This is a genomic window from Streptomyces sp. NPDC001868, assembly GCF_040297125.1.
In the GTDB taxonomy this organism is placed as follows: Bacteria; Actinomycetota; Actinomycetes; order Streptomycetales; family Streptomycetaceae; genus Streptomyces.
This window is the reverse complement of the sequence record NZ_JBEOYO010000056.1, coordinates 33,663-48,197: the sequence shown is the minus strand read 5'-3', so window position 1 is coordinate 48,197 and position 14,535 is coordinate 33,663. Positions and strand designations below refer to the sequence as shown.

The following is a 14,535-nucleotide window of genomic DNA, read 5'->3' as shown; positions in this document are numbered from 1 at the left end:
CCCGAGCGGAAACAAGCAAGAACCTGGAGGGGCCGGCACAGCAAGCCGGCCCCTCTCGGGGTGGGTCAGCCGATCCAGGGCTGCCACCGGTCCTCCAGCGAGGGATTGATACTGCTGCGCCACACCAGGGCCCCGCCGATCAGACCGGGCTTGTCCCGGGTGGCCAGAGCCGGAGTTTCGAGCATGTCGGCCGCCTCTTCCAGGTAGGTGACCAGGGTGTCGAGTTCCTCGTCGGGGGCTTCGTTGTAGCGGGACCAGGAGCCCAGGTAGCCACTCGCGGCGTCCAGGTACAGACCCATAGTGCTGTCGGTCGGGCCCAAGGCGATCACCGGAATCCGGGTCGTCTCCCACACCGTGATCCGCTCTTCTTCGGGGCGGTCGGCGTTGAGGGCGTCCTGGCGTGCCTGAGAGTCCATCTTCAGCCGATGGCGGGCGGCCACGGCCTCCAGGTTCATCAGAGCCATATTGCCCGGCAGGCACCCCCAGCCGTCGGCGCCGTCGTCGCCCGCGGTCAGCAGCCACAGCACGTGCAGTTCGACAGGTATCCGGATGCCGAGGTCGCTCTCCAGGGCGGCGATGGCGGCGGAGTCGGCGCCGGGACGCAGCGCGGCGTAGGAGTCGGGGGCGTGGTGCTGGAGCCAGCCGGTGATGCGATGCCAGGCATCGGCGACCTCCCGTACCGTGAGCGCGGCGGCAGCGGGGTCGGCGCGCTGGCCCTGGCCCGGCTCCGGCTCCTGGGCGTCCGGGGCCGGCTCGGTGGAGCGGGCCGCATTGAGAAACCGGATCTCGATCCGGTCCGGTTCGCGTATGTAGCCAACGGACAGGTCGGGGCAGTCGTCGAACATAGTGCCGTCGACCGTCACGGTCAGGATGCCGGGCAGATTCGAGGGCCGGCCCAGGTCCGGGTCGTCGGCCAGCCGGTCGGCCAGCGCCTTCAGCGCGTAGGGGGCATCGCCCCCGAGCCGGGCGGCGGTGTCGCGTACGTCCGGCTGAATTCTCACCTTCACAGCCTGGGGCTCCTTGCTGGTCAGATGGAAGACGGTGCCCCTCACACACTAGGCCCCAGCGTTCACCGGCGGGCAGCTACTGCGGTTCACCGCCGTAGTGAGAGAGCGGGATGATGCAGCAACACAGCGCGTGGCAAAAACGCTTGCAGCACAGGGAGTTGTAGGTGCCACAGGGCGTCCGCCGCGCACCAGCCAGCAGCGGGAAAGAGGCGCCGCGCGCGGCCGCGCGGAAACCGTCCTCGTCGCCGTGGACGAGGCGTCGGCGCACGCGCGCCAGGGCGGCGGGGGCGGCCCTGGCGGCGAGCCCGCCGAGGGCGTTCAAGCGAGGGTACGACGGTCGCGACAGAGCGTGACGGATCGATTTCGCTACAAGTTCCGAAATTATTCGGGGCGACTTCCGGTACACCCCCGAAACACACCATTCATACCGTCACTGTCGGCCGCAAAGAACCCATCGGACGCATTAGGTCCATCAGGCCGAAAAGGCTGCTTTCAGCAGAAAGCACATCACTGTCCTTAGCGCCTTCATGTGACAGGAGCCCCGAGTGTCCAACCTCTCCAGACGCGGTGCCCTACGGCTGACCGGCGGCATAGCCCTCCTCGGCGGCTTCGCCCTGGCGGGCTGTGGCCGCGGCGACGACACCCCCGCGAAAGCCGGCGCCGAGCCCATCGACAGTTCCCCGGCCACCGGCACCGTCAGTGTCTGGGCCGCTCAGGGCGATGCCGACGTGCTCGACAAGGTCATCAAGCCCTTCAAGACGGCGAACCCCGACCTCGACGTGAAAGTCACGCTGATCCCGAACGCCGACTACTACACCAAGCTCCAGTCGGCGATCGCGGCGGGCAAGGGACCCGATATCGCTCAGTTCTTCCCCGAGGCGCAGGCGCAGTTCCTCGATCCGTCGATCCTCCAGGCCGTTCCGGACGGCCTGGTCGACCCGGACAGTTTCTTCAAGAGCCTGTGGGACGCCGGTGTGGTCAAGGACGTCGCCTACACGGTGCCCTGGTACGCGTACACCTACGCGCTCGTCTACCGCTCCGACCTGGCCAAGAAGGCGGGCGTCGAGGCGCCGAAGACATGGGACGAGATGGTGCCGTTCTTCAAGGCGCTTCAGGGCGCCGGAGCCGCGCACGGCCTCGGGGCCGACATCGGCTGGGACATCTTCAACGGCCAGGACGCCGCGATGTACGCCTGGCAGGCGGGCGGCTCGCTGCTGTCCCCGGGCGGCGAGTGGACGCTCGACACGCCTGCGATGGTCGACGCGATCAAGTACAACGCGTCGTTCTACACCTCTGGGGCCGCCGACACCGCCGGGCCCGGGTTCCTCGACTCGCAGCCGTACTTCGTCTCCGGCAAGACCGCCACGATGATCACGGGCCCATGGGTCATCGGTCAGCTCGACGCCGCCGCGAAGAAGGACGGCTGGACGGCGTCCCACGTCGCCACCGCGCCACTGCCGGCCGGGGCGTCGGGCAGCGCCTCCTTCTCCGCCGGCGGCAGCTGGGGGGTGCTCGCCGACAGCGACAACGCGGACGCGTCGTGGAAACTCATCCAGTACATAGCGAGCCCGAGCGCCCAGGTCTCGCAGTACAAGGCGTACAGCTCGCTGCCGGCGGTCGTCTCCGCCTGGAAGGACTCCGCCATCGCGGGCCAGCCGCTGCTGGACGCCTTCCTGACGCAGCTGACGAACACCCGGGCGTTCCCGCAGGTCAGTACCTGGCCACAGGTCGCGACCCGACTGGGCAAGGAAATGGAGGCCGTGGCCAAGGGCGAGGAGACCGCCGCGAAGGCCGCCGCGAACCTCCAGGCGTACGCCGAGAGCCTCGGCACGGGTACGGAGTGATCCGCCGATGACCGTCACCATCCTCCCGAGGGCGCCGCGCAGAACGCGTCGCCCTCGGGGCGCCCGGCGAACGGCTGTGGGCTGGCTGTTCCTGGCGCCGTTCACCGTCGTGTTCCTGGTCTACACGGCGATCCCCGCCGTCGCCGCGCTCGGGTTCAGCCTCACCGACCTGCGGGGCGCGGATCTGCGTCATCCGTTCGCGGTGGACTTCACCGGACTGGACAACTATCTCCGCCTGTTCCAGGACCAGAGCTTTCTGCGGGACATCCTGAACACCGCCGTCTTCGTGGCCGTCGGTGTGCCGCTGACCATGGGGATCGGATTCGCGCTGGCCCTCGTGCTGAACTCCGGCATCCGTCGGCTGCGCGGCGTGTTCCGCACGGTCTTCTTCGCACCGGTCGTCACGAACATCGTGGCGGTCGCCCTGATCTGGCAGTACGCCTTCGACGCGAACGGCACCGTCAACAAGGTGCTCGGCGCCGTCGGCTTCGCCGGGCCGAACTGGCTGGACGACCCGAATCTGACCATGCCCGTGGTCATCCTGCTCGGCGTCTGGCGCAACTTCGGCATCGCGATGGTGCTGTTCCTCGCCGGCCTGCAGGCGATTCCGCGGGACGTGTACGAGGCCGCCTCCCTCGACGGGGCCGGCCGATGGCGGCAGCTGAGGAACATCACCCTGCCGCTGCTGCGGCCCACCACCCTCATGGTGTCGGTGCTGCTGACCGTCTTCTACCTCCAGGTCTTCGACGAGCCGTACCTGCTCACCAACGGTGGCCCGCTGGGCTCCACCGAATCGGTGGCGCTGTACACCTACCACCAGTTCGGGTCCGGCGAGTTCGGGATGTCCTCGGCCGCGTCCTTCGTGATGCTCGTGCTCGTGATGCTGGTGAGCGCCGTCCAGTTCCGGCTGCTGAGGCCCCGCGCATGACCGCCCTCGCCGTGTTGGAGAACGCCGACATGACCACCGACAGGATCACGGTGCGCCGCAGGTCCGTCTCCCCTCCCCTGCTGTACGGCGCGCTTGTACTGTGTGCGCTGCTCACGCTGCTTCCGTTCATCTGGGTGATCAGTGGTTCGCTGCGCAGTCTCGACGAGATTCGCTCCGACCCCGGTGCCTGGGTCCCTCAGCACCTCACCTTCGACAACTTCGAGCGGCTGTTCGCCACGGAGGGCTTCGGCCAGTTCCTGGTCAACAGCCTCGTGGTCGCGATCATGGTGGTGGCAGGCAACATCGTTGCGGCGTCCGCCGCCGGCTACGCGCTCGCGAAGCTCGACTTCGCCGGTAGACGGATCGCGTTCACCGCCGTGATGGGCGCGATGATGATGCCGCTCACCACGGTGTTCGTCACACAGTTCGTGATCACGGTCGACCTGGGCCTGGCGGACACCCTCACTGGTGTCGCGCTGCCGAGCATGGCACTGCCGTTGTCGGTCTTCATCATGCGGCAGTACGCGATGTCGATCCCCGACGAACTGCTCGAAGCGGCCCGGATCGACGGCGCGGGCGAGTTCCGGATCTTCTTCAGGATCTTCCTCCCGCTGGCCGGACCGGCTGTCGCGACGATCACGATCATGTCGTTCCTCTATTCGTGGAACAACTTCCTCTGGCCGCTCATCGTCGCCCAGAGCATGTCGAGCTACACACTGCCGGTGGGCCTGGCCGCCACCAGCCAGGCGGCGGCGCACGTCACCGACTACGGCCTGCTGCTCGCCGGTGCGATCGTCGTGATGCTGCCGGTGCTGGTGCTCTTCCTGTTCCTGCAGCGCTACTTCGTGCAGGGCGTCGCCGGAACGGGAATGCGGTGACCCCCATGGACTCGTTCGACACGCCCGGCGAACCAAGCGAGATGAGGGGGCTCCCGGCCGAAGTCCCCCACAGGGGGTGCCCCCAGGAGACAGTCACCGTACGCGCTCCAGCGGGCACGATCATCGGCCGTCGCACCGGCTCGGTTCGGCGCTTCCTCGGCATCCCTTACGCCGAAGCTCCCACCGGTGCACGGCGGTTCGGCGCGCCGAACCGACGCGGCCGGTTCACGGAGCCGTTCGACGCGTCCCGGCACGGCGCCACCGCGCAGCAGGTGCCCCTGTTCGCCACGACCACAGTGCCGGAACCGTCGGTGCAGGGCGACGACGTGCTGAACCTCGGCATCGTCGCTCCTGACGCCGACGACGACCGCGGCCCCTTCCCGGTTCTGGTGTGGATCCACGGCGGCGCCTTCCTGGCGGGGAGCCAGGCCAGTCCGTGGTACGACGGCCGCGCCTTCGCCCGCGACGGCGTGGTCTGCGTCACCGTCGGCTATCGGCTGGGCGTCGACGGATTCGCCGTACTGGACGACGTCCCCACGAACCTCGGGTTGCGCGACCTGCTGCTCGCGCTCGACTGGGTGCGGGACAACATCGCCGCTTTCGGCGGCAATCCGGACCAGGTCACGGTCGCCGGTCAGTCGGCCGGGGGCGCCGCGGTCCTCGCGCTGCTCTCGTCGCCCGCGGGCAGCGGCCGTTTCCACCGCGCGGTCAGCCTGTCCGGTGTCACCTTCGCGGCAGACGGGGACGCGGCGCGCGACTTCCTCGGACGGCTCGGGCAGCGGCTCGTCGTACCGGTGACGCGAGCCGGATTCGCCGGCCGCGCCGTGGAGCACATCCAGCGGTGCGTCATCGACCTGCGGGACGAGCAGGGCGATGACCTGCCCGCGCTCGGCCTGTTCGTCGGCGACGACATCCTGCCCGTGCCTATCGTCGACGGACTCACCCTGCACGGGCACGCGGTACCGCTGCTGCTCGGCGCGACGGGCGACGAGTTCGACGGCGACGCCTCCACCCGCACAGCAGGCACCCGCGCGGCAGGCACCCGGGTGACGGACACCCTCTTCCGCGCCACCTGCCCCAGCGTCGCGGCTGCCCGCCGCTACGCCGTCGGCGGCACCTGGCTGTATTCCTTCGAGTGGCCCTCCCCGGTGCTCGGCGGCGCCACGCACTGCATCGACATCCCGTTCTTCTTCGACGTGCTCGACGCACCCGGCGTCGCCGAGGCGCTCGGGCCGAACCCGCCCGGAGAACTGGCCACAGTGACGCACGCTGATCTGATCGGGTTCGTACGCGGTCAGGAGCCGGCCTGGGCCAGGGCGACCGGGACATACGGCGACACAGCTCGCGAATACGGCCGTCCCGGCGCGGCACTCACCGTCGACACCACGGGCGTGTTCGATCCGGTGGTACCGGCGGTGTCCGGGGCGGCGGAGGAGTGCTGATGTCCGGGATGAACCAGAGCGCCGTCCGACGCATCAACACCTCGGTCATCCTGCGCGCACTGGCGGTGTCGGCCGGGCCGGTCACGCTGACCGAACTCGCCGAGCAGGTCGGCCTCTCCCGCCGCACCATCGAGGTCGTCCTGGACTCCCTCGTAGAGGCGGGCTGGGTGACCGAGCTGGACCGCGTGCCGACCAGGGGCTGTGCCGGGCGCCCGGCCCGCCGGTACGAACTGCGGGCCGAACACGCGCTGCTGGCGGCCGTGCGCATCACCACCCTGGACGCGTCCGCCGTCATCGCCGATGTACGCGGCCGTGTCGTCGGCCGAGCGCACCGGCCGCTGCGCGCCTATCAGAATCCGCAGTCCACGCTCGACGACGCGGCGGCCCTGGTACTGGAGGCGCTCGACGACGCGGGCGGGTCGGCGAACCGTCTTCGGGCCGGTGCTGTCGCGGGCGGCGGCGCGATCGACGACGACGGGGTCGTACGGCGCCTGGTGCACACGACGCGGTGGGAAGGCGTGAACCTTCCCGAAGAACTCGCGCGGCGGGTACGGGTGCCCTGGTTCGCTGACAACGACACCAACCTCGGTGCCCTCGCGGAGCGTTGGCGGGGTGTGGCCGGCGACCACGACAACGTCGTATGGGCGGTACTCGGGAACCGGACCGGCCTCGGCATCCTCATCCGAGGCGCCGTGCACCGAGGTCTCGACGGTGCCGCCGGCGAGATCGTCGAGGCTGCGTCGATGCCGACCGGCTCGGTGGAGAACCGTCCGGTGGCAGGGCTCACCTCACCTGAACCGGATCGACGCAGGATCGCGCTCGACCGCTTCGACGCGGCTCGTGCCGGCGACGCGACAGCGCTCGCCGAGGTGGACGAATTCGTGGAGAACATCGCGTCGATCCTCACGACCTTGTCGTGGACGGTCGCGCCGTCGCTCATCGTGCTCGGCGGCGGTCTGGAGGACGCGGCCGATGTGCTACTGCCCCGGGTGCGCAAGGCGATGCACGACGCCCGCACGCCTGCGGTCGAGCTGCGTGCCACGTGTCTGGGCCGCGACGCAGACCTCATCGGCGCCGTCAAGCTGGCCCTCGATTCGATGGACACCGAGCTGTTCGGCCCGCTCGCCCCGAGCGTGTGACCGCTCATCACCTGCGGAAGCAGGACGGCAGCAACAGGCAGCAGTACAGGACAGGAGTCTCCCCTTGACCGGCACCACTCGCACCAACGTCCTCATCGTGGGCAGCGGCATCATGGGATCAGTCGTGGCCAGACTGCTGCGCGACGCCGATCCGGCGCTGGACATCACCATGGTCGACGGTGGCAACGCGATCGGCGAGGTCCCCGGCCTGCACCTGCACGACGTCGACGATCCGGCTCTCTGGTCGCGCTACAACGAACGGGTCGGCACCGGCATCCAAGGCATGTACACCGGCGCCGAGGTGGTACGCGATGTCGCGGACAGCCTCAACGACCTGACACCCGGCATGTTCCACGCGCTCGCCTTCGGCGAGAACGCCGAGGCAATGCCCGCGACAGCACTCGCGTGGAACGCCGGCGGCATGGGCGTGCACTGGACCGCCGCGACGCCCTGGCCCGCCGGGGACGAGGTGTTCGACTTCGGCGACCCGGCCCGCTGGGCGACGGATCTGGACACCGCGCGTCGGCTGCTCGCGGTCACCCCGTCCGCGATCGGCCCGACAGACGTCGGCCGGATCGTGCTCGACGCACTGCGCCGACGCTTCGACGGCATCGGACCGGACGACCGACGGCCGCAGCCGATGCCCATGGCCGTCACCGCACCCGCATCAGGCCCCATACCGCGCACGGCACCGGGGACGATCTTCCCCGCGATGGCGACCGGCGCGGACCCGGCCTTCACCCTGCTGACCGGTACCCTCGCGACAGCCCTCATCGTCTCGGACGGCCGGGCCGCCGGCGCCCGGCTGCGTCGCGTCGCCGACGGTGCCGAGTCGCGGCTCCTCGCGGACGCCGTGGTGGTGTGCGCCGACGCGCTGCGCACCCCGCAACTGCTGTTCGCCTCGGGCATCCGGCCCGAGGCACTGGGGCGCTACCTCAACGAGCACGCGTTCATCACCGCCCGGGTGCTGCTCGACCCCGACCGGTTCGGCATCGACCTCGACGCCCTGCCCCTGCCGCGCGCGGGCGAGTTCAGCACCGATTCGCTCTGGCTGCCCCAGAACGGAGCGGCGCAGCCGTTCCACGGCCAGATCATGAATCGAACGTACGTCGACGAAGACGGCCGCCCCCTCGCCCACTCCGTGGGCCTCTCGCTGTACGTACCCGTCGAGTCACGCCCCGAGAACCGGCTGGTGTTCTCGCCGACCGAGACCGACCTCGCCGGGATGCCCCGGATCGGTGTCGAGTTCGGCTACTCCGATGCCGACCGCGCGCTGCTCGACCGGGCACTCGACGAGATCCGGTCGATCGCCGAGGAATTCGGCCCCTTCGATCCCGCGACGGAACGCGCGCTGCTCCCGCCCGGCTCGTCGTTGCACCTGACCGGCACCGTCCGCTCCGGCCCGGTCGACGACGGCACCAGCGTGTGCGGCCCGGACGGCCGGGTGTGGGGCTACGACAACCTGTACCTCGCCGGCAACGGCGTGATCCCCACCGCGATGGCCGCCAACGTCACCCTGACCGGCGCGGTGACGGCGGTGCGGGCCGCCAGGGCCGTCACCGCACGGACCGCCGCGCTCGCCGCACATCGAGAGGAAATCCGATCATGATCGACATCACAAAGGAATACCGGGTGGCGCTCCCGACGTGGATCGACGACGAACTGGCCGCCGTCCCCGCCGTCATTCCCGACCGCGACGACCGGATGCGGCTCGTGCACCGCCTCGCCGACCGCAACTGGCGTGAGGGCAACGGCGGCCCGTTCGCGGCACTCGTCGCCGAGCGGGACACCGGCCGGATCGTCTCGGTCGGCGTGAACGTCGTACTCGCCTCCGGCGTCTCCAGCGCCCACGCCGAAGTCGTCGCCCTCGGACTGGCCCAGACGGCGACCGGTGGCTGGGACCTCGGCGGTGACGGAATGCCGGCACATGAACTGGTGGTGAACTGGCGTCCGTGCATCCAGTGCTACGGCGCGGCGATGTGGTCCGGGGTGCGCGGCCTCGTCGTCGCCGGCGAAGGCCCCGAACTGGAGGAGATCACCACGTTCGACGAGGGCCCGCTCGGCGCGGACTGGGCCGAGCAGTTCCAGGCACGCGGCATCGAAGTCGTGCGGGACGTGCTCCGGGACGAGGCGCTCGCGGTGTTCCGTGGCTACCGGGATGCCGTCGACGCCGACGGCCTCGTCGTCTACAACGCGCGCGCAGGCGCCGAATGACACCGCCGATCCGACTGGAGACACCCCCCGTGGCCCCACGTTTCGCCACCGACATCGTGACCTTCTACCACCCCGGTTTCTGGAGCCTCGAATCCGCCGACGCCTTTCGCGACTGGGCCGTCAAGAACCCCGAGCGCTTCTGGGACCGGGCCATGGACGCGTTGGCCGAGGCCGGTGTCACCGGCATCGAGCTGACCTTCGCGCCGGGCGACATCGAATCGGTCCTGCGCGCGTTCGGTGACGTGCCGTCGTTCCGCCATGAGTTGCAGGCCCGGGGCCTGTCCGTCGTGAGCGCCTTCATCGCCGAGAGCGAATGCCCCGACTGGCGGGACAGCGACAGCCTGCCCGCGATAGTCGCCGACGCCGAGCGACGTGCGGCCTTCCTCGCCGACGTGGGCGCCGAACTCCTCGTCGCCGGGCTGCCCATGCGTGCGACGTTCGGGACGCGCCCACCCTTCTTCGTCGACGCCGCTTACATGACCCGGATGGCCGACATCGCCCACATCGTCGGTGAGGCCGTCGCACAGCACGGTGTGAAGCTCGCCTTCCACACCGAGTCCAACAGCACCCTCTGGTACGAGAGGGACATCGACCTGTTCATGGCTCTGACCGATCCGCGCTATGTGTGGCTGTGCCCCGACTCCTGCCACATCGCACTCGGGGGAGGCGACCCCGTCGCCGTCGCGCGTCGCCACTCCCCACGCATCGCACTGGCGCACTGGAAGGACGCGGTCAAGCCGATCGACGTCGAACTCACCATCGACGAAACAGTCTTCGCCCAACAGCAGCCCTACATGACCGAGCTGGGTACGGGCATCGTGGACTGGAGAGGATGGGCCGCCGCGATGTCACTCACCCCCGGCGCCGACATCGTGCTCATCGAGCTGGACGAGGCGGCTGATCCCGTCGCCGCGCTCCGGACAGGGATGGCCATGGTGAAGGGGATACGAGGAGACGCCGGGCTTCTCTCCTGAGCCGATTCGGCCGTCACACTCAGCGGCGGCTCCCGGAGGAAACGGATGCCGCGCGACGTGCTCCACCCCCGAACCCGGGAGGGGAACACGGGTCGGCCAATGACTTTCGCCAAATGACCACAGCCTGAAAGGACATAGAACGGTGACCTCTCACGTTCCCTCCCCCATGCCCATTTTCACCGTGCCGGCCGTCGACATCTCCCCCTACGTCGGCGACGGTACGGATGAGGAGCGGGGGCACGTGGCACGGCTGATCGATGCCGCGTGTGCCGAGGTGGGGTTCATCCAGGTCCTCGGACACGGCGTTCCACAGAGCGCGCTCGACGGCCTGATGGCGGTGATGGACGCGTTCTTCGCGCTGCCGCTGGAGGCGAAGAAGGCGTACCGCGTCGATGGCGGCGCCAACCGCGGGTACAGCCCGCCGAAGAGTGAGTCGCTCAGCCTGAGCCTGGGCCTGGAGTCGGCCTCGCGGATGAACGACTTCTTCGAGGCCTTCAACATCGGTGTCGAGGCGCGTTCCTTCCCGCCCGAACTCGGTCTTTCCGAAGACGACTTCGGGATCAACGTGTGGCCGGACATCGAGGGGTTCATGCCGCGGGTGGAGACCTACTTCGGCCACGCCTCGCGGGTGGCACGCACGCTTACGCGGATCTTCGCGGACGCCCTCGGTCTGACACCGGACTTCTTCGACGCACTCACCGGACATTCCATCGACGTGCTCCGCATGAACAACTACGCCCTGCCCGAAGGCTCCGTGGACCTGGACAGCGAGCTGAAGGGAATGGGCGAGCACACCGACTACGGGATCGTCACCGTGCTGTGGGCCGACCAGGTCCCCGGGCTCCAGGTACTCGACCGACACGGCACCTGGCACGACGTGGCGCCCGCGGACGGCGCTCTGCTCGTCAACCTCGGTGATCTCACGGCCCGGCTGACCAACGACCGGTGGATGTCGACGCTGCACCGCGTCAAGCCCCCCGTCGTCGACGGGACGATCCTGCGGCGCCGCTCGGCCGCCTTCTTCCACGACGGGAACCCGGACGCGGTCATCGAGACACTGCCCGCCCTTCTCGACGCGGACCACGGTCTCGCCTACGAACCGGTCACTGTCCGTGAGCACATCATGGCCAAGCTGAACGGCTCGCGGAGGGGCAAGAAGAACGTGGCCGCGGTCCGCGAGGCCGCACGCGCGCGGGCTGCCACCAAGTAAACGGCCCACGCCGGCACGCGCGACAGCAGCCGTGGCGGGGACGACCGGTGCGGCGGACGGCCACGTCGCGGAGGTGGAACGCCGCCGCGAACCCTCGGCGTCAGCCGACGGAGCAGGAGGAGATCGAGGAACAGGACAGGCACTGACCGCATCCAACCGGTCGTGCCGGTCATCGTGACCGGGCATCCCGCGCGGGTGCGGCTGGAGCCACGCTTCCGTGCTCTGGGTGCGGCCCTTTCCCCGCTTGCCGTCGGAGTCGGCAGCAAGGTCGTCACCCTCACCATCCGGGGCGAACTGGTGAGTGCGACGGGAAACCTGCCGGCGTAGGCGGAGTCGGCCCAGATGATGGTGATCTCAGGGTGCGTCAGCCGGATGCGGACTGGCGAATCGCGAATCGGAGCACGGCTGTGCCCGGTCCGGGGTCAGGGTTTCCAGGTGCGCAGTAATGAGGCGATCCAGTCGGCGGTGCAGCCAGGGTTGTTCAACTCGTGGGCGAGTGCGGTGAGCTGTTCGCGGGTGGGATTGACGGGAACGTTGCCGGCCTCGAGATACATGACGGCGGCGGCTCGGCTGTAGGGGCCGACGTAGACGGGAGTGCCCGAGGAGGTCGCCACGATGCCGGGCGACGGCGGCGATGGGCACACCGTAGTCGCCGGCGGGCGGATCGCGGTGCCCGGCCCGTTCCGCAACTTCGAGGATCCAGGAACAACGCCTTGTCAGGGCCTTTTACAGCCGCTCGATCACCTTCTTCGTCACCGAGCTGCTGTCGCCCAGCCAGATGGGCCCGGCGAGCACCAGGATGTCGGCGGCCATCACCTCTCGTACAGCGGCGGCCAGGCGTCGGTGGCGAAGCCGTGCTCGGCCATGTCCGGGGAGACGCCGGTGGCTATGTCGTGGTCGACGGCACGGATCATCGCCGTGGTCACCCCGCGCCCGTCCATGACGGCCCGGCTCCTGTCGATCAGGCCCTGGGTGTGGCTGAGGCGACGCTGCCATGACGGTTCTCCCTTGCTCAAGGTGTAGGGCAGCCGCTCGTGGGGAGCCGGGTTTGTCCTGTTGACACGCCTGTGTCCGCCATCCCCGTGAACGGGGAGAACGGTCAGGCATCGGCGAGTTCGGCGGCGCCGAAGGAGACGTCGAAGCGGTCGCACCAGATGGTGACGCTGGTGTACCGGGAGGGGTCGACGTCCTGGGGCAGGGGGTAGTTCTGGCTTCCCTTGTTGCCCTTGAGCTTGCCAAGGCTGACGTGCTCGCCGTCGTCGAAGACATGCCAGCCGGCCCGGCCCTCCATTACCGGGGCGTCGGTCAGCCATACGCGCAGGTCCGGGCCGTTGCTTGTGTCGAGCTGCTCCAGCCGGATCACATGGGTGCCGTCGGCGAGCCGTACGAGTTTCACCGTGCCCGATGTCGTGTGCTCGTGGCTGATCAGCTCACCGCCGGCCAGGGTCACTGATCCGGTCGGCTTCGACGGGGAGGACGATGTTCCCGGGCCGCCTTCCGGGGCCCGGGAGGCTTCCACGACGGTGCTGGGCAGGGATTCCGTCACCGTCTCGTCCTGCCAGAGCTTCCACGGCTGGAACCAGTACAATCCGGCCCCCACTCCCACGACCACCGCCACCAGCAACCCGGTGGTCAGCGGTCCTCTCCGCACGCGCACCATGCCGTCCCTCTTCTCGCTCCGTGAGTCCGTGTCGTCACCTCACATTCAACGGAAGAGTCGATCGCTCCGACCGGGTCGGCCGATGACGAAATCCTTACGTCTCGCCACCGGCGTACGCGCCTGGGCGAAGAAACGCCACAGCGGCCCGGTTTCCGGGCCGTCGTCTTACAGAAGCGTGACGGGCCGGGCGTGGCCCTGGGGTCCCGCCGGTGCGCGGACCTAGCGTGAGCCGTATGCGAGTACTGGTCACCGGCGGTGCCGGTTTCATCGGGTCCCATGTCGTCGACGCGTTGGCGGAGCACGGGCATGAGCCTGTCGTGTTCGACGTGGCCGCGGACGCGGACGCGGACGTGCGGCACCGCGAGGCCGTCGTCCGTGCGCTGGAGGGTGTGGACGCCGTGTGTCATCAGGCGGCGATGGTCGGTCTAGGCACGGGGTTCGCCGACGCGCCGGAGTACGTCTCCCGCAACGACCTGGGGACGGCCGTGCTGCTCGCCGCGATGGCGGAGACGGGTGTGCGGCGGCTCGTGCTGGCGGGCTCGATGGTCGTGTACGGGGAGGGGCGGTACGAGTGCGGGAGGCATGGGGTGGTGCGGCCTGGGCCGAGGGCCGTGGCCGATCTCGCGGCCGGGCGCTTCGAGCCGCCGTGCCCGACATGCGGCGCGGAGCTGTCACCGGGACTGGTGGACGAGGACGCTCCGGTCGACCCGCGCAATGTGTACGCGACGACGAAGCTCGCCCAGGAGCATCTGGCGGCGGCGTGGGCGCGGGCGACGGGCGGGACGGCGGTGTCGCTGCGCTACCACAACGTGTACGGGCCCCGGATGCCGCAGGACACCCCCTACGCCGGGGTGGCCTCCTTCTTCCGGTCGGCGCTCGCGGGCGGGGAGGCGCCTCGGGTGTTCGAGGACGGGCGGCAGCGGCGGGACTTCGTCCATGTACGGGATGTGGCGGCGGCCAACGTGGCGGCGCTGGAGGCGGGTTCGGCGGAGGGTGTGCTGACCGCGTACAACACCGGCAGTGGTGAGCCGCACTCGGTCGGGGAGATGGCACGGTCGCTGGCCGCCGCGTACGGCGGGCCCGATCCGGTCGTCACCGGGGAGTACCGGCTGGGGGACGTCCGGCACATCACCGCCGACTCGTCTCGGCTGCGGGCCGAGCTGGGGTGGAAGCCGGAGGTCGGCTTCGCGGAGGGGATGCGGGAGTTCGCGCGGGCCGGGATGCGGGGCTCGTAGGACC

At 69.6% G+C, this 14,535-nt stretch carries 13 protein-coding genes and 2 pseudogenes; 11 read left to right on the top strand and 4 right to left on the bottom strand.

Annotated features, from left to right (window positions below; genetic code table 11):
* Positions 1-65 precede the first annotated feature (65 nt).
* Positions 66-1,007, bottom strand: coding sequence for an SMI1/KNR4 family protein (locus ABT147_RS39075; RefSeq protein WP_351415466.1), 942 nt, complete (start codon positions 1,005-1,007; stop codon positions 66-68).
* A 545-nt stretch (positions 1,008-1,552) separates the two neighbouring features.
* Here ABT147_RS39075 and ABT147_RS39070 point away from each other — a divergent pair.
* The 10 genes from ABT147_RS39070 (at position 1,553) to ABT147_RS39025 (ending at position 11,963) form a co-directional block, all read left to right on the top strand.
* The gene (locus ABT147_RS39070) at positions 1,553-2,851 is read left to right on the top strand and encodes an extracellular solute-binding protein (protein WP_351415464.1); all 1,299 of its coding nucleotides are present in this window, start codon (positions 1,553-1,555) and stop codon (positions 2,849-2,851) included.
* A gap of 7 nt (positions 2,852-2,858) precedes the next feature.
* Positions 2,859-3,779: a carbohydrate ABC transporter permease gene (locus ABT147_RS39065; RefSeq protein ID WP_351415462.1), complete on the top strand. Its 921-nt coding sequence runs from the start codon at positions 2,859-2,861 to the stop codon at positions 3,777-3,779.
* 29 nt (positions 3,780-3,808) lie between these two features.
* Positions 3,809-4,657 carry a carbohydrate ABC transporter permease gene (locus tag ABT147_RS39060; protein ID WP_502983242.1) on the top strand — a complete coding sequence of 283 codons (849 nt, stop codon included), beginning with the start codon at positions 3,809-3,811 and terminating at the stop codon, positions 4,655-4,657.
* Between the two features lie 5 nt (positions 4,658-4,662).
* Positions 4,663-6,099: a carboxylesterase family protein gene (locus ABT147_RS39055; protein ID WP_351415458.1), complete on the top strand. Its 1,437-nt coding sequence runs from the start codon at positions 4,663-4,665 to the stop codon at positions 6,097-6,099.
* A gap of 8 nt (positions 6,100-6,107) precedes the next feature.
* The gene (locus tag ABT147_RS39050; RefSeq protein WP_351415495.1) at positions 6,108-7,238 is read left to right on the top strand and encodes an ROK family transcriptional regulator; all 1,131 of its coding nucleotides are present in this window, start codon (positions 6,108-6,110) and stop codon (positions 7,236-7,238) included.
* A 64-nt stretch (positions 7,239-7,302) separates the two neighbouring features.
* Positions 7,303-8,847, top strand: coding sequence for a GMC oxidoreductase (locus tag ABT147_RS39045; protein ID WP_351415456.1), 1,545 nt, complete (start codon positions 7,303-7,305; stop codon positions 8,845-8,847).
* Complete coding sequence (locus tag ABT147_RS39040) at positions 8,844-9,452, top strand: nucleoside deaminase (protein ID WP_351415454.1); 609 nt, start codon at positions 8,844-8,846, stop codon at positions 9,450-9,452. The genes ABT147_RS39045 and ABT147_RS39040 overlap by 4 nt, the downstream gene beginning before the upstream one ends.
* A gap of 29 nt (positions 9,453-9,481) precedes the next feature.
* Positions 9,482-10,426, top strand: a complete 945-nt coding sequence (locus tag ABT147_RS39035) for a sugar phosphate isomerase/epimerase family protein (protein WP_351415452.1) — start codon at positions 9,482-9,484, stop codon at positions 10,424-10,426.
* 166 nt (positions 10,427-10,592) lie between these two features.
* Positions 10,593-11,636: an isopenicillin N synthase family dioxygenase gene (locus tag ABT147_RS39030; protein ID WP_351415450.1), complete on the top strand. Its 1,044-nt coding sequence runs from the start codon at positions 10,593-10,595 to the stop codon at positions 11,634-11,636.
* A 162-nt stretch (positions 11,637-11,798) separates the two neighbouring features.
* A complete protein-coding gene (locus tag ABT147_RS39025) occupies positions 11,799-11,963 on the top strand; it encodes a hypothetical protein (RefSeq protein WP_351415448.1) in 165 nt (54 codons plus the stop codon).
* 95 nt (positions 11,964-12,058) lie between these two features.
* Here the strand turns inward: ABT147_RS39025 and ABT147_RS39020 are convergent.
* The 3 genes and pseudogenes from ABT147_RS39020 to ABT147_RS39010 all read right to left on the bottom strand — a co-directional run bounded on the left by ABT147_RS39020 (position 12,059) and on the right by ABT147_RS39010 (position 13,296).
* Positions 12,059-12,356 (bottom strand): annotated as a pseudogene (locus ABT147_RS39020) (fic family toxin-antitoxin system, toxin component).
* 9 nt (positions 12,357-12,365) lie between these two features.
* A pseudogene (locus ABT147_RS39015) lies at positions 12,366-12,622 on the bottom strand (flavodoxin family protein); the annotation flags it as partial.
* 113 nt (positions 12,623-12,735) lie between these two features.
* Entirely contained in the window at positions 12,736-13,296 is a 561-nt protein-coding gene (locus ABT147_RS39010; protein ID WP_351415446.1) for a DM13 domain-containing protein, read from the bottom strand.
* A 233-nt stretch (positions 13,297-13,529) separates the two neighbouring features.
* Between ABT147_RS39010 and ABT147_RS39005 the strand changes: the two genes are divergently transcribed.
* On the top strand, positions 13,530-14,531 hold the full coding sequence (locus ABT147_RS39005; protein ID WP_351415444.1) for an NAD-dependent epimerase/dehydratase family protein: 1,002 nt from the start codon (positions 13,530-13,532) through the stop codon (positions 14,529-14,531).
* The last annotated feature ends 4 nt before the right edge of the window (positions 14,532-14,535 follow it).

Excerpts from the sequence above, each read along its gene's own strand:
- ABT147_RS39050 (WP_351415495.1), top strand. The coding sequence starts at position 6,108 with ATGAACCAGAGCGCCGTCCGACGCATCAACACCTCGGTCATCCTGCGC.
- ABT147_RS39030 (WP_351415450.1), top strand. The coding sequence starts at position 10,593 with ATGCCCATTTTCACCGTGCCGGCCGTCGACATCTCCCCCTACGTCGGC.
- ABT147_RS39040 (WP_351415454.1), top strand. The coding sequence starts at position 8,844 with ATGATCGACATCACAAAGGAATACCGGGTGGCGCTCCCGACGTGGATC.
- ABT147_RS39065 (WP_351415462.1), top strand. The coding sequence starts at position 2,859 with ATGACCGTCACCATCCTCCCGAGGGCGCCGCGCAGAACGCGTCGCCCT.
- ABT147_RS39055 (WP_351415458.1), top strand. The coding sequence starts at position 4,663 with ATGGACTCGTTCGACACGCCCGGCGAACCAAGCGAGATGAGGGGGCTC.
- ABT147_RS39005 (WP_351415444.1), top strand. The coding sequence starts at position 13,530 with ATGCGAGTACTGGTCACCGGCGGTGCCGGTTTCATCGGGTCCCATGTC.
- ABT147_RS39060 (WP_502983242.1), top strand. The coding sequence starts at position 3,809 with ATGACCACCGACAGGATCACGGTGCGCCGCAGGTCCGTCTCCCCTCCC.
- ABT147_RS39010 (WP_351415446.1), bottom strand. The coding sequence starts at position 13,296 with ATGGTGCGCGTGCGGAGAGGACCGCTGACCACCGGGTTGCTGGTGGCG.